At 71.5% G+C, this 16,256-nt stretch carries 18 protein-coding genes; 7 read left to right on the top strand and 11 right to left on the bottom strand.

The annotated features are described in order from the left end of the window. The first annotated feature begins 48 nt into the window (after window positions 1-48). Window positions 49-444: a RidA family protein gene (locus ACZ7CD_RS25460; protein ID WP_470379899.1), complete on the top strand. Its 396-nt coding sequence runs from the start codon at window positions 49-51 to the stop codon at window positions 442-444. Window positions 445-505: 61 nt separating this feature from the next. On the opposite strand, the gene ACZ7CD_RS25455 is transcribed toward ACZ7CD_RS25460, so the two are convergent. Further along, window positions 506-784: a hypothetical protein gene (locus ACZ7CD_RS25455; protein ID WP_360384725.1), complete on the bottom strand. Its 279-nt coding sequence runs from the start codon at window positions 782-784 to the stop codon at window positions 506-508. A 77-nt stretch (window positions 785-861) separates the two neighbouring features. Here ACZ7CD_RS25455 and ACZ7CD_RS25450 point away from each other — a divergent pair, with 77 nt between their 5' ends. After that, window positions 862-1,335, top strand: coding sequence for an MSMEG_6728 family protein (locus tag ACZ7CD_RS25450; RefSeq protein ID WP_360384723.1), 474 nt, complete (start codon window positions 862-864; stop codon window positions 1,333-1,335). 14 nt (window positions 1,336-1,349) lie between these two features. On the opposite strand, the gene ACZ7CD_RS25445 is transcribed toward ACZ7CD_RS25450, so the two are convergent. The 8 genes from ACZ7CD_RS25445 to ACZ7CD_RS25410 all read right to left on the bottom strand — a co-directional run bounded on the left by ACZ7CD_RS25445 (window position 1,350) and on the right by ACZ7CD_RS25410 (window position 8,439). Beyond that, window positions 1,350-1,505 (bottom strand): hypothetical protein, encoded by a 156-nt coding sequence (locus ACZ7CD_RS25445; RefSeq protein ID WP_360384721.1) that lies wholly within the window; start codon window positions 1,503-1,505, stop codon window positions 1,350-1,352. A gap of 88 nt (window positions 1,506-1,593) precedes the next feature. Next, window positions 1,594-1,893, bottom strand: coding sequence for a hypothetical protein (locus ACZ7CD_RS25440; protein WP_360384719.1), 300 nt, complete (start codon window positions 1,891-1,893; stop codon window positions 1,594-1,596). 150 nt (window positions 1,894-2,043) lie between these two features. Next, a complete protein-coding gene (locus ACZ7CD_RS25435) occupies window positions 2,044-2,928 on the bottom strand; it encodes an alpha/beta hydrolase (protein WP_470379814.1) in 885 nt (294 codons plus the stop codon). Further along, entirely contained in the window at window positions 2,925-3,743 is an 819-nt protein-coding gene (locus ACZ7CD_RS25430) for a carbohydrate ABC transporter permease (protein ID WP_360384715.1), read from the bottom strand. The genes ACZ7CD_RS25435 and ACZ7CD_RS25430 overlap by 4 nt, the downstream gene beginning before the upstream one ends. Next, window positions 3,733-4,620 carry a carbohydrate ABC transporter permease gene (locus ACZ7CD_RS25425; RefSeq protein WP_470379813.1) on the bottom strand — a complete coding sequence of 296 codons (888 nt, stop codon included), beginning with the start codon at window positions 4,618-4,620 and terminating at the stop codon, window positions 3,733-3,735. Before ACZ7CD_RS25425 ends, ACZ7CD_RS25430 begins: the two co-directional genes overlap by 11 nt. Beyond that, a complete protein-coding gene (locus ACZ7CD_RS25420) occupies window positions 4,617-5,810 on the bottom strand; it encodes an ABC transporter substrate-binding protein (protein ID WP_470375308.1) in 1,194 nt (397 codons plus the stop codon). The genes ACZ7CD_RS25425 and ACZ7CD_RS25420 overlap by 4 nt, the downstream gene beginning before the upstream one ends. 15 nt (window positions 5,811-5,825) lie before the next feature. Continuing rightward, window positions 5,826-7,424 (bottom strand): FAD-dependent oxidoreductase, encoded by a 1,599-nt coding sequence (locus ACZ7CD_RS25415; protein WP_360384709.1) that lies wholly within the window; start codon window positions 7,422-7,424, stop codon window positions 5,826-5,828. A gap of 10 nt (window positions 7,425-7,434) precedes the next feature. Further along, window positions 7,435-8,439 carry a LacI family DNA-binding transcriptional regulator gene (locus ACZ7CD_RS25410; RefSeq protein WP_360384707.1) on the bottom strand — a complete coding sequence of 335 codons (1,005 nt, stop codon included), beginning with the start codon at window positions 8,437-8,439 and terminating at the stop codon, window positions 7,435-7,437. A 174-nt stretch (window positions 8,440-8,613) separates the two neighbouring features. Here ACZ7CD_RS25410 and ACZ7CD_RS25405 point away from each other — a divergent pair, with 174 nt between their 5' ends. The 5 genes from ACZ7CD_RS25405 (at window position 8,614) to ACZ7CD_RS25385 (ending at window position 11,822) form a co-directional block, all read left to right on the top strand. Then, complete coding sequence (locus ACZ7CD_RS25405; protein ID WP_360384705.1) at window positions 8,614-9,201, top strand: RNA polymerase sigma factor; 588 nt, start codon at window positions 8,614-8,616, stop codon at window positions 9,199-9,201. Then, window positions 9,194-10,258, top strand: coding sequence for a CU044_5270 family protein (locus tag ACZ7CD_RS25400; RefSeq protein ID WP_470379812.1), 1,065 nt, complete (start codon window positions 9,194-9,196; stop codon window positions 10,256-10,258). The genes ACZ7CD_RS25405 and ACZ7CD_RS25400 overlap by 8 nt, the downstream gene beginning before the upstream one ends. Window positions 10,259-10,655: 397 nt before the next feature. Next, the gene (locus ACZ7CD_RS25395) at window positions 10,656-10,859 is read left to right on the top strand and encodes a hypothetical protein (RefSeq protein WP_458432760.1); all 204 of its coding nucleotides are present in this window, start codon (window positions 10,656-10,658) and stop codon (window positions 10,857-10,859) included. Window positions 10,860-11,286: 427 nt separating this feature from the next. Continuing rightward, window positions 11,287-11,580, top strand: coding sequence for a hypothetical protein (locus ACZ7CD_RS25390; protein WP_360384699.1), 294 nt, complete (start codon window positions 11,287-11,289; stop codon window positions 11,578-11,580). Between the two features lie 53 nt (window positions 11,581-11,633). Beyond that, window positions 11,634-11,822, top strand: a complete 189-nt coding sequence (locus tag ACZ7CD_RS25385; protein WP_360384697.1) for a DUF3072 domain-containing protein — start codon at window positions 11,634-11,636, stop codon at window positions 11,820-11,822. A 23-nt stretch (window positions 11,823-11,845) separates the two neighbouring features. Here ACZ7CD_RS25385 and ACZ7CD_RS25380 read toward each other — a convergent pair whose 3' ends face one another. Next, window positions 11,846-14,398 (bottom strand): NPCBM/NEW2 domain-containing protein, encoded by a 2,553-nt coding sequence (locus ACZ7CD_RS25380; protein ID WP_470379811.1) that lies wholly within the window; start codon window positions 14,396-14,398, stop codon window positions 11,846-11,848. A 328-nt stretch (window positions 14,399-14,726) separates the two neighbouring features. Then, on the bottom strand, window positions 14,727-16,172 hold the full coding sequence (locus ACZ7CD_RS25375; protein ID WP_470379810.1) for an aminotransferase class I/II-fold pyridoxal phosphate-dependent enzyme: 1,446 nt from the start codon (window positions 16,170-16,172) through the stop codon (window positions 14,727-14,729). Between the last annotated feature and the right edge of the window lie 84 nt (window positions 16,173-16,256).

Raw genomic sequence — 16,256 nt, 5'->3', positions numbered from 1 at the left:
GCTTGCGAAGCTCCTTTTCGGATTCGACGAATGGAGCTGGAAGTGGCAGTGGAACGGACCGCCGTCAACCCGTGGGAGTGGTCGGTGGAGCTGGGGTACAACCAGGGCGAGGTCGTGTCGGGGCAGACCCGGACGCTGTACTGCTCCGGGCAGGCCGCGATGAACGCCTCCGGTGAGCCCGAGCACGCCGGTGACGTGGGCGCGCAGCTGGCGTTGAGCCTGGACAACCTGGAGGCGGTGCTGGCCGCCGCGGGGATGGCGCTCGCGAACCTGGTTCGCCTGACCGTGTACACGACCGACGTGGACGCGCTGTTCGCGCACTACGGCGTGCTGGCCGGCCGGTTGGGCGCCGCGGGCGTGGCGCCGGCGACGACGATGCTCGGCGTGTCGCGGCTGGCGGTGCCGGGACTGGTGATGGAGCTGGAGGGGACCGCGGTGGCGTGACGTGGACGGGCTGCTCGTGCCCTCGTGCGGCACGAGCAGCCCAGGTGCCCCACTCGGCTGGTCAGGTGAGGCGGCGGCGCAGCTCCGGGAGGAACTCCGGGTCCTCGGCCACCAGGCGGGCGGCGTCCAGCTCGTGCGGGACCGACGTGTTCGGCTCGCGGTCGAGCAGGTAGTGGATGATCTCGCTGACGAGGACGGGCTCGTCGGGCTCGACCAGTGCGAGGTCGTCGAAGAACCCCTCGGACAGCACCACGTGGTGCCGGGTCGTCTCGGTGCCCTCGCGCACCTCGGCGGCGTACTCGTGGGCGGCCATCGGCATGACTCGAACATCCGTGCTCATGTCGCTCGGCTACCCGTGCGGTGACCCCGAAAACCTGTGCGGGGATTGCGACGGGGCTGTGCGGGTACGCCTTTGTCGTGCAGACCTTCTTGCCCTACGAGGACTTCACCTTCACGGCCCGCGTGCTGGACCAGCGCAGGCTCGGCAAACAACGCGTCGAGACCCTGCAGGTGCAGCGCGCGTTGGTCGTGCCGGGTCACGGCTGGCGGAACCACCCGGCCGTGCGGATGTGGGCGGGCTACGAGGAAGCACTCGTGCGGTACGGCATCGAGATCTGCGCGCAGTGGCGCGCGGGCGGGTACCGCGACACGTGCGAGACCACCATGCGCGCGGACCTGGCGCGGGCCAAGGAGATCACGGTCGTGCGCACCCAGGAGCAGCTGGCGGCGGACGGCGACCTGCCGTGGTGGCTGGGTGACGAGGGACTGCACCGCAGCCACCGGTCTGCCCTGGTGCGCAAGGACCCGCAGTTCTACCGGCGGTTCTTCCCGGACGTCCCGGACGACCTGCCGTACGTGTGGCCGAGGTCGGACCGGGAGGTCCGGGTCTGAACGGGCCCCGGCGGTCAGTCCGGGGGTTCGGGGGCGTCGGGGTTCTCCTGCGGGACCTCGGGCTCGGTGTCGGCGCCATCCTGCGTGACATCGGGTTCCGGCGTGTCGAGGTCGTCCAGGTCGGGGGTGCCCGGCGAGTGCGGGGCCTCCGGGTTCACGGGATCGGTCATGCCGCGCGGTTACCCCGCGGGCCGGGCGCTATGCCGCCCGCGGGGAAGTTCACACCGCCGCGAGGCTGGCCCGCGGACGGTCGCACCCTCAGCCCGCCGTGAAGTTGTCCGCCACCTCGGCCTCCAGCGCGCGCAACGCGCCGTCGCCGTCGGTGTCGTCCGGAATCCGCAGCTCGACCTCGCTCGTGCCCGCGCCGCCGGGCGCCACGCGCAGGTAGGCCTGCTGCACGTCGTCGCGCCGCCATTCCAGGGCTCGTTCCTCCGTGTGCACGACGGTCTCGCAGGTGCGCAGCGACGGCGGCAGCCAGGCCAGGGCGCGGGTGTCGTCCGACGCGGTGTTGAACACGATGTCTGCGTCGGCTTGCATCGTGCGGGTGGTGGCAGTCATGAGCTCGGGGTACCCGCAACGGGCGGATTATTGATGCTCTCCGCTGAGAATCCGCCCACTAGTCAGCGGTCCTCGGGAACGGCATCGCCCAGCGACGCCGCGGCACGCGTCTGGCCGGCACCGGTCGTGCCCCGCTGCCCGAAGCCGCGGCTACAGCACGCGGCGCAGCCACTCGATCCTGGCCGCGCGGGCCCGGCGGGACAGCACGGCGTCCGGCACCAGCTGGTCGAAGCCGTGGCAGCCGCCGGGCCACACGTGCAGCTCGGCGTCACCGCCCGCGCGCCAGATCCGGGCCGCGTAGTCGACCGCCTCGTCGCGGAAGACGTCCACCGAGCCGACGTCCACGTACGTCGGCGGCAGGCCGGAGAGGTCGGTGGCACGGGCCGGTGCGGCGTACGGCGACACGTCCGGGCCGCCGCGGGCCGCGCCGAGCAACGCCGTCCAGCCGGTCAGGTTCGACGCGCGGACCCACGTCGTCCCGGAGAGGAACTGGTGGCTGGACGGGGTCTCGCACCGGTCGTCGAGCATCGGGCACATCAGCAGCTGACCGCGGACGGCCGGACCGCCGCGGTCGCGGGCCATGAGCGTCACCGCCGCCGCGAGACCGCCGCCCGCCGACGTTCCGGCGACCACCGGTGGGGCGAAACCCGCGCGGTCCATCCAGGTCAGCGCCCGGTAGCAGTCCCGCACAGGTGCCGGGTGCGGGTGCTCGGGCGCCAGCCGGTACTCGGGGGAGACCAGCGTGACGCCCAGCTCCTCCACCCACTCGGCCAGCACGTGCAGGTCGGAGCGGCGGGTGCCCGCGACCATCCCGCCGCCGTGCAGGTGCAGCACGGGCGGCCCGTCACCGCCGGTGGGCCGCAGCACGAGCACGGGCACCCCGTCCGCGTCCTCCTCCGAGAACGTCACCGCACCGCCCCGCGTGAGCTCCGCGTCGGTCACCACCCGGCCGGTGCGGCGCCGCTCCGGGATGCCGCCGGGCGTCAGCGGCGGCCGGGACAGGTCGGCGGCGGCCGCGATCTCCCGGTCGATCACCCCTTCACGCCCGTGTGCGCGAGGCCCTCGATGAACTGCCGTTGTGCCAGCACGAACACGATGAGGATCGGCACGGCGGTCATCGTCGCGGCGGCCAGCTGCACGTTCCACATCGGACCGCCGTAGATGTCGACGAACTGGGTCAGCGCCTGCGGCAGCGTGAACATGTCCGGTGTGGACAGGTACACGATCGGTTCCAGGTAGAGGTTCCACGAGTGCAGGAACGTGAAGATCGCGACCGCGCCCAGCGCCGGCCGCGACAGCGGCAGCGCGACCCGGTAGAAGATGCCGGCCCTGCCCAGGCCGTCCATGCGGGCGGCCTCCTCCAGCTCGGCGGGCAGGGCGATGAAGAACTGGCGCATGATGAAGATCGCCAGCACGCACGGCGCCCCGAAGATCGGCACGATGATCAGCGGCCAGTGCGTGTTGGTGAGGCCGAGCTGCTGGAAGAGCTGGAACAGCGGCACGATGGTGACCTCGCTCGGGATGAGCAGGCCGACGAGCACCACCACGAACAGCGCGTTCTGGCCGGGGAAGCGGATGCGGGCGAACGCGTACCCGGCCATCGCCGCCACCACCATCGTGCCGATCGTGACGACCACCGCGATGTAGAGGCTGTTCCAGTACTGCTGCCCGAACGGTTGCAGCTCGAAGACCTGCGAGTACGTCGAGAACGTCCAGTCGGACGGCAGCAGCGACACGGAGAAGATCTCGCCGATCGGCTTCATCGACGAGGTGACCATCCACCACGTCGGGAACACGAACGGCACGCACAGCAGGCACAGCAACCCGTACAGCCAGACCTTACGACTCATGGAGCACCCACTTCCGGCGCATCCGCCACTGCACCAGCGTCAGCACGGCGACGATGGCGAACAGCAGCACCGAGATCGTCGCGCCGTAGCCGAAGTGGTGGAACTGGAACGCCTGCTGGTACAGGTAGTAGATCAGCACGGTGGTCGAGGTGCCGGGCCCGCCCTGGGTGAGCACGGCGATCTGCGCGAACACCTGCAACGAGCCGACGATCGTGATGATCGAGGTGAGCAGGATGGTCGGGCTGATCAACGGGATCGTGATCCGCAGGAACCGCGTCCACGCCCCGGCGCCGTCGAGCTCCGCGGCCTCGTACAGCGGCGCCGGGACACCTTGCAGCGCCGCCAGGAACAGCACCATGTTCAGGCCGACGTTCTTGACGACCTGCACGACGATGACCGACACCATCGCCGTGGACTCGCCGCGCAGCCAGTTCGGCCCGTCCACCCCGAAGAACCCGAGCAGACCGTTCACGCTGCCCTCCGGTTGCAGCATCAGCTGCCACACCAGCGTCCACGCCACCAGCGACACCAACACCGGTGAGAAGAACAGCGTGCGGAACAACGTGGTGCCGCGCAGCTTCTGGTTCAGCAGCACCGCGAGCAGCAGCGCGAGCGACAGGTTCAGCACCACCAGCCCGCCGGCGAACCACGCCGTGGCCACCAGCGAGTCGCGCAGCTTCTCGTCGGCGAGGAGGCGTTCGTAGTTCTCCGCGCCGATGAACTCGAAGGTGCCGCCGAGCACGTTCCACTCGTTCAGGCTGTACCAGCCGACCAGGGCCAGCGGGACCAGCACGAACGCGATGCTGCCGAGGAGTGCGGGCGCGACGAACAGGTAGCCGACCAGGTTGTCGCGCCTGCGGTAGGTCCAGAACGTCACGGGCGCTCCAGCAGCGGCTTGATCTTCGCGCACACCCCGTCGAGCACCTGGCCGACGTTCGCGTCGGGCTTCCACAGCGGGTCGAGCGCCGCCCGGATCGTCTGGTTCAGCTCCTCCTGGCCCTGGTGGCTGGGCTTGACGACACCCTTGTTGATGCCGTCGATGACGACCGACTGCAGCTGTTCGGGCTTGAGCAGCGGGTTGGACTTGGCCAGCGTGTCGGCGTTGAGCAGCGACTGCCTGGCCGGCGGGAAGAACTGGGCGAGCTTCGCGGAGTTGGTGGGGTTGGTGAGGAACCCGAGGAAGTCCGCGGCGGCGTCGGCGTTCTTCGAGCGCTTCAGCACGCCGACGCCGGCCTGGCCGATCACCGCGTAGTCGCCCTTCGGGCCCTGGGGCAGCGGCAGCAGCGTCCAGCCGAACTTGGCGTCCTTCAACGCACCGGCGCGCGAGATCTGGCTGACGGCCATCGCCGCGTTGCCCGCGAAGAAGTCGACGGTCGTGCCCGGTCCGGGGATCGCCTTGTCCGTGAAGATCGCCTTGTGCACGAACGCCATGGCATCCTTCATCTCCTGGCTGGCGAACCCGCAGCTCTTGCCGTCCTCGCTCCAGGCGTTGGCGCCCCAGCCGCGCCAGATGGTCGACAGCACGGCCCAGTTCTGGTACTTGAAGTCCGGCAGCACGAGGTTCTTGCCCGCCGACGCCGCCACGGCCTGCTCCCAGGTCGTGGGCAGCTCCTTCACCAGGTCGGTGTTGACGAACAGGCCGAACGGCGAGGTGGAGAACGGGTAGGCGTACAGCTCGCCGTCCTTCTCCCACAGCTTGGTCGCGGACGGCACCAGCTCGTCGGCCTTCTCCACCTTGCCGCGGATCGGGGCGAGCGCGCCGGAGGAGACGAAGTCCGGCGCGGACTCCTCCAGCAGCCAGGCCAGGTCCGGTGCGTTGCCGCCGGCGATCTGGGTGGTGAGCGTGGTGGTGTAGCCGTCGGCCGGCACCGAGTCGAACTTGATCTCGGTGACGTCCGGGTGCGCGGCCTTGTACTCGGTGGCGATCTCGGTGAGCAGCTTGAGATGTGCCTCGTTGGCGGTCCACACGGTCATGCGCAGCGTCTTCGGACCGGACTGGGCCGAGGAGCCGCCGCAGGCGGTGAGGGCGAGCAGTGCGGTGCAGATGAGGGCGAGCAGTCGGGACATCGTTGTCTCCCTGGACTAGTAACCGGACACGTCCGGCCAGCGGAGCTCGACGCCGTCGCGGTCCAGCCGGTGCTGGAAGTCCGCGAGCAGGCCGGGGGTGTTGCGCACGGCACGGGGGGTGGTGTTGTGCGCGAGGCAGAAGTCCGCGAGCGCGCCCGCGACCTCGCCGACGTTCCACTCGACCGGGTGCAGCCGGTGGGAACCGTTGGTGATGTGGGTGGTGCCGATGTTCTTGCCCGCGGGCAGGAGGTTCTCCACCCGCTGCGGGATGAGCGCGCCGAGCGGGATCTCGAACGGGCAGCTCGCGACGTCGAGGTAGTTGTCGCCACCGGTCGAGGGGTGCAGGTCGATGCGGTACATGCCGACCCCGACGGCGTCGTGGTGCTGGACCGCGCCCTTGTCGCCGCGCACGGCCAGCGACAGGTCCTGCTCGACGATCGTGTACTCGGCCCTGATCCGGCGCGACTCGCGGATGTAGGGCGCCTGGGCGAGGCCGTCGGCGCCGCCGCCGGTGACGTCACCGCGCAGCCGCAGGCCGGGGAAGCCGGTGCCGCCGTCCGGGCGCGGTGCCTCGGTCTGCAGCCAGTAGAGGACGGACCTGGACAGCTCCCGTGCCGCCGCGATGTGGTGGTCGGCGTCCGGCACGTCGATCACCGGCGACTCGAAGTAGTCGATCATCGGCCAGTTCACCAGGCAGATGTCGCTGTCGTAGGCGCCCTCGACGAAGTTGCGTCGCGCGGCGATCCGGCGGAACGTCCACAGGTTGCTGTCGCCCGCGCTGAGCCGCTGGTCCGACAGCACGGACAGCGGGTCGTCGTCCGGGTTCGGCGTGAACGTGCGCTCGGCGGTGGTGAGCGTGCGCGGGTCGGGGGAGCGGAACGACAGCATCCGGTCGCCCCAGTAGTCCGGCTGGTACTCGCGCCAGAAGTCGTAGCGCGCGGGCTTGTCGATCGTGTGGTCGCCGTCGACGTGGTCGATCGCGAAGCACACCGACATCGCCTGCATGTTCGCCGGCTGCGCCACCTCCGGTGCGCTCGGCTCACCGGTGTCCAGTGTGGACTCGAATCCGGTCACGTACTCGGTGCCGGTCAACGGGAGCAGCTCGCCGGTCTCGGTGGCGTCGAGGATGTACGGCGCGGACAGCTCGACCTCGCTGCCGTGGTGCTCCACGGTGACGGACACGACCCGGTCGCCGTCGGTGCGGGCGCTGACCGGCCGCGCCGGCTGCAGGACCGTGAGCCGGCCGCTGCCGCGGTAGGGCGCGAGCATCTCGTCGATCACCGCCACGGCGACGCGCGGCTCGTGGCACAGCCGGCTGACGTTGCCCGCGCCGGGGTTGAGCTCGCGCCACGCCCGTGCCCGCGGGGTCAGCGGGTAGTTGCGGCGGTAGTGGTCGCGGATGCCCTCGCGCAGGGCGCGGTACGAAGCCGTGACGCCGAAGCGTTCGACCCAGCTGTGCTCGTCCGGCGGCACGGCCTGGCTGGTGAGCTGCCCGCCGAGCCAGTCGAACTCCTCGGTGAGCACGACCCGGCGGCCGGCGCGCAGCAGTGCGAGCGCCGCGGCGACTCCGCCGAGTCCGCCGCCGATGACGACGACGTCCGTGTGGTGCGGCAAAGCTTCCTCCTCAGTGGTCCACCGGTGCGCCGAGCGTCGAACCCTCGACGAACGCGCACGGCAGCAGTTCCCGCGGTGTGGTGCCGTGTTCGAGCACCTCGGTCAGCGCCTGCACCGCCCTGCGCCCCATCTCGCGGCGGGGGATGCGGAACCCGGTCAGGTCGACGTCGCCCGGTGCGGGCCGGGTGGCCGCGCCGAGCATGAGCACGGACAGGTCGCCGGGCACCGACAGGCCGTGCTCGCGGGCGGCGAGCACGAGCGCGGCACCGTCGGAGACCTCCTCGGCGAGCACGGCCGTGACGCCCGCACCGCGCACGTGGCCGAGCGTGGTGGCCGGCAGGTGCGTGCCCTCGACCCCATGGGCCGCGACGGCGTCGCGGAACCCGCGCAACCGGTCGGCGGACGACTCGGCACCGGTGCCCGGTCCGACGTAGGCGATCCTGCGGTGGCCGTGGGCGACGGCCCGGTCGACCAGGTCGCGCACGGCGGCCCGGTAGTCGGCACCCACGCACGGCACGGCCGCGCCGGCGTCGTCGCGGCGGCCGATCGACACGAACGGGATGCCCTCGGCGAGCATCTGGGCCAGGTCGTCGCGGTCGACCGTGCGGCCGATCAGCAGGCACCCGTCGGCCAGCCGCACCCGGCTGTCGTCGCTGAAGATCCGCCGCTGCCCGCCGACGGCCTTGGCGCCGGTGAACAGCAGCAGGTCGCAGCCAACCGCCTCGGCCTGCTCCTCGATGCCCTCCAGGAACGGCTGGTAGAAGTCGGCGCGGGTGCTCGGGAAGACCGCCTCGTAGGTGAACACGCCGAGGATCTGGTTGCGCCGGTCGTGCAGCCTGCGCGCGATCGGGTTCGCGACGTAGCCGGTCCTGCGGATCACCTCCAGCACCCGTGCGCGGGTCTCCGGCGCGATCCGGACGCCGCCGTCCTGGCGGTTGTTGAGCACCAGCGACACCGTGGCCTGGCTGACGCCTGCCATCCTGGCGATGTCCTGCTGGGTGAGCCGCTTGGCCATGACCACCTGCCAATTCGAATTGGCACGGATTGTGCTGCGGCGGCCCAGGTGTCGTCAACCCCTTGTAATAATTCGAATTAGCACGCTGACGGGTGCGGTGGGTGGCCCAGCTTGCCGGTACGCTGGGGCCACTCCGGTGAACGTGGAAGCGGGCTGCGGCTAAGTACCTGTGTGATGACCGTGATCAACCGCAGTTCGCGGGACGGAGTCCCCCCAGACGACGAGCGCTCGGCGGAGCACTCGGACGGGGAGGACTTCACAGCTCTGTTCACCCGCCACGCCGACGAGTTGCACCGCTACCTGGCCCGCTGGGTGCCGATGGCGGCCGACGACCTCGTCGGGGACGTGTTCGTCTCGGCGATCCGCAGCCGTGCCCGCTTCGACCCCTCGCGCGGATCGGCGCGAGCGTGGCTCTTCGGCATCGCGACCAACCTGCTGCACACCCACCTGCGAGGGCGCCGGCGGGAACGCGAGGCGTACGCGCGCCTCGTGCACGGGCGGGAGAGCGACAGCCACGAGAGCCGCGTCGTGGACACCGTGGACGCCGAGGTCCGGGCACGCCAGTTCGCCGTGGCGGTGCAACGGCTCGAACCGCGTGACCGCGACGTGCTGCTGCTCACCGGCTGGGCGGGGCTGGACTCCGCCGAGGTCGCACAGGCGCTCGACATCCCCGTCGGCACCGTGCGGTCCCGGCTCCACCGCGTGCGGCGGCAGCTGCGCACCGCGTGTCCCGACATCGTCCTGGAGAACAACGATGACTGAGAAGATGTGGACCGACGACGAGCTCGACCAGGCGATCGCCGACCAGCCGGCCGGTCCGGCGTTCAGCGCGGCGGCGCGGGAACGGGCGCTCGCCCGCATGCTGGCGGCGGAGGCGCCGCGGCCCGGCAGGAAGCGCTGGCTGGTCGCCGCGGCGGCGGTCACGCTCGTCGTCGGCGCCCTCGTCGCCGTCCCCCCGCTGTGGTCGGACGACTCGGGTCCCGCCGCGAGCGCCGCGGAGACGTTGCGCCGCGCCGCCGCGGCCACGACCGCGCACACCGCGCCGTCGGAGGGCCAGTACCGTTACGTGGCAACGCATTCCTGGGACCTGGGCAGTGCGACGACCAGAACGGGCAAGCCCCTCTCGGCACTGATCCACACCCTCGTCGAGGTCTGGGTCCCGGCCGACCGCACCGGCGAGTGGCTGGAACGCCGCTCCACGCTGGGCAGCCGGTGGCTGGTCGGCAGTGACGAGCTCGTCGCGGCCGAGGGCGACGGGGGGCTGTTCGCGGGCAACCCGCCGGTGCAAGAGCGCCGCGGACCGTGCGGCGACTACCCCGACGTGAACGAGGAGCTCGGCGGAGATCCGGACTGGGGCAAGCCGTGCACCGAGCGCGCGGGCAGCTGGTACCGGCCCAACCCCCGCTTCCTCGCCTCGCTGCCGACCGCTCCGCAGGCGCTGTACGACCGACTGTGGGCCGATGCGCGCAACGACGCCGCGAACGCGTTGTCCCACGCCGCAACGGTTCTGGCGGCACCCGACGCGTCGCCGGAGCTGAGGTCCGCGCTCTACCAGGCGCTGCAGCACCTGCCGGACCTGCGGGTCACCGAGGAGACGGCGAACCTGGACGGCAAGACCGGCACCGCCCTCGGCCTGGCGCGCGCCGACGCCCGCGAGGACATCATCATCGACCCGGCGACCGGCCGGTACATCGGCACGCGGTGGGTGTTGCTCCGCTCCGGCACCGGCGCGTGGGAGGGCCTGGAGCCGGGCACCGAGGTCTCCTCCTCCGCGGTGGACTTCGCCGTGGTCGACCGCGCGGGTGACGCGCCGAAGTGATCGCGTCGAGGGGTGATCTTGTGCGGCACAGCGGTGTCCCCGCCGTGACTTTGTCCACTTAGGACACTTGTTTCACTCTTATGCAGCAACGTTTGCGCGCATGTTCGCGCAGCTCGCGGGGTAATCAATGATTCCAAACCCCGGTCCCCCCGCCCCGGCGATTGCCCGGATGCGTGCGGCCCTGTTCGGTCGTGAGGAGTGGTTGTGATGGCACACGTGCGTCGGCTGGTAGACGTCCACACGGGTGACGAGTTCGATCAGCCGGTTCCTTTCGGTCTGGTGTACCCGATCTGCGCGGCGGACGGGTCCGCCCCGCCGAGCCAGCGCGGCCGCACGTGGAGCGACCTGGTGGCGAGTGATCGGGACCTGCGGCCGGCTTCGTGAGCGTTGAGTGGCGGTGGGAGGGCTGGCTCGTCGCGCCGAGGCCGTGCTCCCGCAGGCGTACCGGCGCGGTCGCGGGGACACGGCGCGCGGCCACGTGCCGGCCGAGACCTCGACCGGGGTCGTGGCCGAGCAGCAGGTGCCCGCGACCGGTCCCGCCTCCCCGGTTCTCGGCGACGTCACACCGCCGGTGACCCGCCGCCCGCTCGACGAGCTCTGACCCTCGCTCCCCAAGGGCGCCCTCCTCGGAGGGCGCCCTTTCGTTGCGCACGCAGGTAGCCCTCGTGCGCGGGCATCGCACGAAAGGTCCCTGCGTGCGACAGGAGCGCACGAAAGGTCCCCGCGTGCGACAGGAGCGCACGAAAGGGCCCCGCGTGCGGTCAAGCGGGGGGTTGGGGAGGGAGGGTGGCGGGCAGTGTGGGTGCCGTGGGCGTGGGCGAGCCGGCAGACGGCCATCAGTCGCATGTCGGGCCAGGAGGTGGGCTCACCGCGCCACGGCGTGCTGTTCTCGCGCCAGTTCGCCACCACCCACGTCCGTCACCGTGACCGGAACGGGTGAAGTCGTGGTTTGAGGTGGATCGGACCGGGTACTCGCGTCCGGCGCGTCAAGCAGTCGGCGCGATACCTTCGGCTGTTCAAAGGCGGCGATGACCGTGCATCTCGACGATGCCGTTACCTCGGCACTCACCCACCTCCGCACCGGGGCACCCGGACCGGCCGTCCAGGACCTGCGGGAGGCGTTGTCCCTGGCAGGAGCGGTGCCGCCGCAGGCGTTGGCCTGTGTGAGGGCAGCCGACGACCACCTCGCGCACGGCGAGCTGATGGAGGCGCGGACGCTGCTGACGGTGGCCCACCGGCTGCTGGCGCAGTCCGGCACCGGGCAGCCCGCGGTGGTGCTGCCGAGCCAGGCCGTGCCGCCCACCACCCCGATCCGGGTGTGAACCGGCGTCCCCTCGGGTATTTCGAACGGGCGTTCGAGTGAAAGGGGACGATCGTGAACCGCACGCCGGAGAAGGACCCGCAGGACTGGACGACCGGTGACGAGCCGATGACCGGGCCGCAGGAGTCGTACCTGCACACCCTCGCGCAGGAGGCGGGCGAGGAGGTGCCGGGCGAGCTCACGAAGGTCGAGGCGTCGCAGCTCATCGACCGGTTGCAGGAGAAGACCGGCCGGGGCACCTGACCTGCCCCGGCCGTTGCCGTGCGTCAGCAGGACAGGCGGGCGTCCGCCCAGTCGGCGTGGTCGAAGTCGCGGCCGTCGCCACCGTCGGTGACCCGCAGGCCCAGCATCCGGACCCCGGTCGTGTCCACCGAGACCGGCCGGGCCGGGTCGCCGCCGCGCACGACACCGCTGTCGTGCAGCAACCGCCCGTCGCCGAACACCTGGAAGCTCACCGAACCGGGTGACGTCGTCTCGTCGTCGAGGCCGGCCAGCGCGTCGAACGCCCGGCACCCGCGACCCAGGTAGAGGGTGACCTCAGCCGGGGCGTGCGTGCCGAGGCCCTTGGCGTAGGTGACGCCCGCGATCTGCAACGGCCGCCCGTCACCGGCGCCGGTCTCACCGTTGGACCGGTCCCGCTCCACCGGACCCCAGCCGTTCGACTCGCTGACGAACGGCAGGTCGCTCGCGAACGGTGTCCCGCTCGGCACCGGCGGCGGCACGAACGCACGCACCGCCCGTTCCACGTGCACGGTCTGATGCGCGCGGAACTCCGCGAACACCGGCACGTCCGTGAACCCCACCGGGCCGCCCGCCCGCACCGTCCAGGTGCCGGTCACCGTCTCGCCCGCCCGCAGCTTCGTCCTGGTCACCGGCGCACCGGTGACCATCCAGCCCGCGGGAGGGGCCGCCGTCAGCACCACGTCGGACACGTCCGCGGTGCTCGTGAACGTCCCGGACACCTCGAACGACGCACCCCGTGCGACGTCCACCTTGGTCGGCGTGATCGTCAACGACGTCACCGGCACCTGCGGAATCACCTGGTCACAGGTTTGCAGACCGGGCCGGTAACGGCACGCGACCGCCGCGAACCCGCCGTTGCGCTGCACCACCTGCGACAGCGTCTGAGCCGACGACACCACCTGCCGGTCACGCGTGACGTCACCGCGGACAGCCGGGTCCCGGACCGTCTCGACCAGCCACTGCCCGCCACTGAGGAACGACAGCGGCACGTCGAGCGTGCGCGCGTCGGCCGAGATCGCACCGATGAACCAACGCGCGCCGTTGCGCCGTGCGACAACCGCGTGCGTGTCGGGGTCACCGCTGAGGAGCCGCGTCTCGTCCCACGTGGTCGGCACCTGGTTGAGGAACCGCAACGCCTGCGGATGCCGTTCGTAAGCCTCGGGCTTGTCGGCGAAGTGCGTCCAGCCCGACTCGTAGACCACCGGCAACGCCACCTCGTGCGCGACCGACGCCTCCCGCGTGCCGACCTCCAGCGACACCGGCGTGTAGTCCATCGAGCCGACGACGTTGCGGGTGAAGAACTGCACGGGGTTGTTGCCCGCGGGCGGCGAGTTCTCCGCTCCTCGCACACCCTCCATGGTCATGATGTGCGGCCATGTCCGCGCGAGCCCGTGCGGGATCGTCGAGCCGTGGAAGTTCACCATCAGCCGCAGCTCCGCGGTCTTGGCGAGCACCGCGTCGTACCACTGGTACCGCGCCTGCGAGTCGGACTCCATGAAGTCGAGCTTCACGCCCTTCACGCCCCACTGCCTGAAGCGGGGGAGCAGGGTGTCGCGCTCCTCGGCGGTGTCGAGGTCGGTCCAGTGCAGCCACAGCAGGACCTCGACCCCCTTGGCGCGGGCGTACCGGACCAGCTCCGGCACCCACTGCGCGCTCCACCCCTCGTCGACCAGCGCGTACGGCCAGCCGGACCGGGCGGCGAAGTCCACGTACCGCTGCTGCCGCTCGAACGACCGCGGGCTGTCGTGCTCGCTCAGCCACGACCACGCGACCTTGCCGGGTTTCACCCACGACGTGTCGGCGAGCTCGGACGGTGAGGCGAGGTCGTCGACGAGCGTGGACGTCGAGACGGTCGCGAGGTCACCGATGACCGCCGTGCGCCACGGCGTCCTGGTCAGCGTCACCTGCGCGTCGGCGAGCACGACCTCGTAGTCGCCGGTGGTGCGCCGCAACCGGCTGCCCGAGTGCTGTCCATCCACATCGGACTCGGTGAGCAGCACGTACGCGCCGTCCGCCCGGAACAGCGACGGGTAGCCGAACTCACCGGTGGCCGCGCCCGCCGTCGTGCGCACCCTGTTCTGCTCGTACCACGCGTTGTAGGGGAGCAGCCAGGCCGGCGCGTCCGCGGGCAGCCGGAACGCGGACGCCTCGCCGGTGACGGTGTGGGCGGCCGGGAGCACGTACCGGTAGGCCACGCCGTCCGGGGCCACCCGCACGACCAGGTCGAACCGGCCCGCGCCCTCGAACGTCAGCGTCGTCTCGGTCATGGTCGTGGACCGCTGCCGCTCCTTGCCGGTCGTCATCGAGTAGCGCTCGGTGACCGTCCGGTCTTTCCTGGCGGTCAGGCGCAGGCCGGTGGTGAGGTCGGCGGTCGTGGTCCGGAGACCGATCGGAGCGGGGGCGAGGACGGGGACGCCGTTGCGGGTGACGCCCAGCGTCGGCGAGCCGTTGGTCAGTTCCACCGTGGCGGTGAGCGCGGAGTGGCCGTGGACCTGCCATCTGGACGAGGGTGCGGCGGTGGCGGGGGTCGGAGCGAGCAGGAGGGCGGTCGTGAGGGCGGCCAGCAGCCTTGACATCGTTGTCAGCTCCCCGGAGTCCGGCGGTGAGAACGTTCTCACCTTGGCGCGGGGTAGGAGGAGCGGTCAACGCCGGCGGCGGTGTCGGGCAGGACAGGAATTGTCCGGTGGAGGGGCGGCTCGCGCCGCGAGCGAGCCGTGCCGCGAACGAGCCGTGCCGCGAACGAGCCGCGTCGCGAACGCGGTGGCGCCGCGAACCCGAGCCACGCCAGCCGCCGCGAGCCGTCCCAGCTACCGCAAGCCGCGTCTTCCACGCAGGTCGTCGCCGCCACCGCGAGCCGCTACCGGCGCGGTCGCCCTCAGCGCGAGCCGCCCACTTCCCCCGGCGTCAGCCCCGTGCCACCACCCGCACGGTCTCCAGCTCCGAGTCGGCCGGGTCTGGCAGCTCCATCCCCGCCGCCAGCCCGCTCCGCAGGTAGGCCAGCACCTCCTCGCTGATCACCTCACCCGGCAGCACCGCGGGCGCCCCCGGCGGGTACGGCGTGATCATCTCGGCGGCCACCCGGCCGGCGGCCTTCTCGACCGGCACCTGTTCCACCTCGGCGAAGAACGCGTCGCGCGGCAGCATCGCCGTCTCCAGCTGCAGGTCGTCGGGGGAGGGGAGGTCGACCGGCTTCGGCGTGGGCAGGTCGGCCCGCGTCAGCGCCTGCAGCGACTCGACCAGGATGTCGGCGGTGCGCTGGTCGTCGGCGTGGGTGAACTGGGCGACGATGCGGCGGTGGTCGGACAGGCCGACCGTGACGCGCTGTTCGGCGCGCAGCCAGTCCGCGGCCTGGTAGCCGCTGATGTGGAGGCCGGACACGTCGATGACCATCTTGAGCGGGTCGGTGGAGTGGGTGAGGCCGGTGAAGTCCACGACCTGGAGACCGGGGAGTGCGGAGATCGCGGAACGGGTCGCGCCGGCCAGTGCCAGTGCGGCCGTCAGCAGGTACTCGCCCTGTTCGACCATGTGCCGGCGCCAGCCGTCGAGGGTGGCGTAGACCAGGGAGGTCGGGCTGGTCGTGCCGAGCAGGTCCTCGCGGGACTTCAGCACCGCGGGGTCGACGAGGTCGCCCTGGAGGTGGAACACCGAGCTCTGCTCCACGGCGGCGCCGGACTTGTGGACGCTCGTCACCACCACGTCCGCGCCGGCGTCCATGCCCCACGGCGGCAGGTCGGCGTGGAACGGCAGGTGCGCGCCCCAGGCCTCGTCGACGATCAGCGGTTTGCCGAACGAGTGGCACACGTCGGCGATGGCCTTGATGTCACCGCAGGTGCCGTAGTCGGTGGGGGTCACCAGCAGCACGCCCTTGGCGTCGGGCTCCGCCTCCAGCAGGGCACGCACCTCGTCGGGGCCCGGCGGGTGCGACAGGTGCAGGTCGGCGTCCCAGCGCGGGCTCAGCCACACCGGGCTGACGCCGCTCAGCACCAGGCCGGACACCACCGACTTGTGCGCGTGCCGGGGGACGATGAGCTTCTCGTGCGGGCCGGCCACCGAGAGCATCGCGCTCTTGACCGACAACGAGCTGCCACACGTGGAGAAGAACGCGTGGTCGGCGTGCACGGCGTCGGCCATGAGCTGCTGGGCCTCCTCGATCACCCCGCCGCTCATCAGCCGGTCGTCCAGGCCGTTCAGCGCGACCACGTCGGCGGTGAACACCTGTTCGCCGAGCACGTCGAGCACGCGCGGGTCGACGCCGCGGCCCTGGCGGTGGCCGGGTGGGGTGAACGGCACGAAGCCGCGTGAGCGGAAGTCCTGCAGCGCTTCGAGCACCGGTGCCTTGCTGTGGTCCATGGACGGGGAGTAGCCCGTCCGGCCGAGGCTCGAACCTCAGGCGCGCAGCAGCGGGCGGACGAGGGCCTGGGTGTGGTCCGACGG

The sequence above is a fragment of the Lentzea sp. NPDC036949 genome (assembly GCF_055608075.1).
This window is presented reverse-complemented; position numbering and strand designations above follow the sequence as displayed.

What these genes read in the sequence shown, in the direction of transcription:
- ACZ7CD_RS25455 (WP_360384725.1), bottom strand. Translation starts at nt 784, where the DNA reads ATGAGCACGGATGTTCGAGTCATGCCGATGGCCGCCCACGAGTACGCC.
- ACZ7CD_RS25445 (WP_360384721.1), bottom strand. Translation starts at nt 1,505, where the DNA reads ATGACCGATCCCGTGAACCCGGAGGCCCCGCACTCGCCGGGCACCCCC.
- ACZ7CD_RS25440 (WP_360384719.1), bottom strand. Translation starts at nt 1,893, where the DNA reads ATGACTGCCACCACCCGCACGATGCAAGCCGACGCAGACATCGTGTTC.
- ACZ7CD_RS25430 (WP_360384715.1), bottom strand. Translation starts at nt 3,743, where the DNA reads ATGAGTCGTAAGGTCTGGCTGTACGGGTTGCTGTGCCTGCTGTGCGTG.
- ACZ7CD_RS25420 (WP_470375308.1), bottom strand. Translation starts at nt 5,810, where the DNA reads ATGTCCCGACTGCTCGCCCTCATCTGCACCGCACTGCTCGCCCTCACC.
- ACZ7CD_RS25410 (WP_360384707.1), bottom strand. Translation starts at nt 8,439, where the DNA reads ATGGCCAAGCGGCTCACCCAGCAGGACATCGCCAGGATGGCAGGCGTC.
- ACZ7CD_RS25405 (WP_360384705.1), top strand. Translation starts at nt 8,614, where the DNA reads ATGACCGTGATCAACCGCAGTTCGCGGGACGGAGTCCCCCCAGACGAC.
- ACZ7CD_RS25400 (WP_470379812.1), top strand. Translation starts at nt 9,194, where the DNA reads ATGACTGAGAAGATGTGGACCGACGACGAGCTCGACCAGGCGATCGCC.
- ACZ7CD_RS25390 (WP_360384699.1), top strand. Translation starts at nt 11,287, where the DNA reads ATGACCGTGCATCTCGACGATGCCGTTACCTCGGCACTCACCCACCTC.
- ACZ7CD_RS25380 (WP_470379811.1), bottom strand. Translation starts at nt 14,398, where the DNA reads ATGTCAAGGCTGCTGGCCGCCCTCACGACCGCCCTCCTGCTCGCTCCG.
- ACZ7CD_RS25375 (WP_470379810.1), bottom strand. Translation starts at nt 16,172, where the DNA reads ATGGACCACAGCAAGGCACCGGTGCTCGAAGCGCTGCAGGACTTCCGC.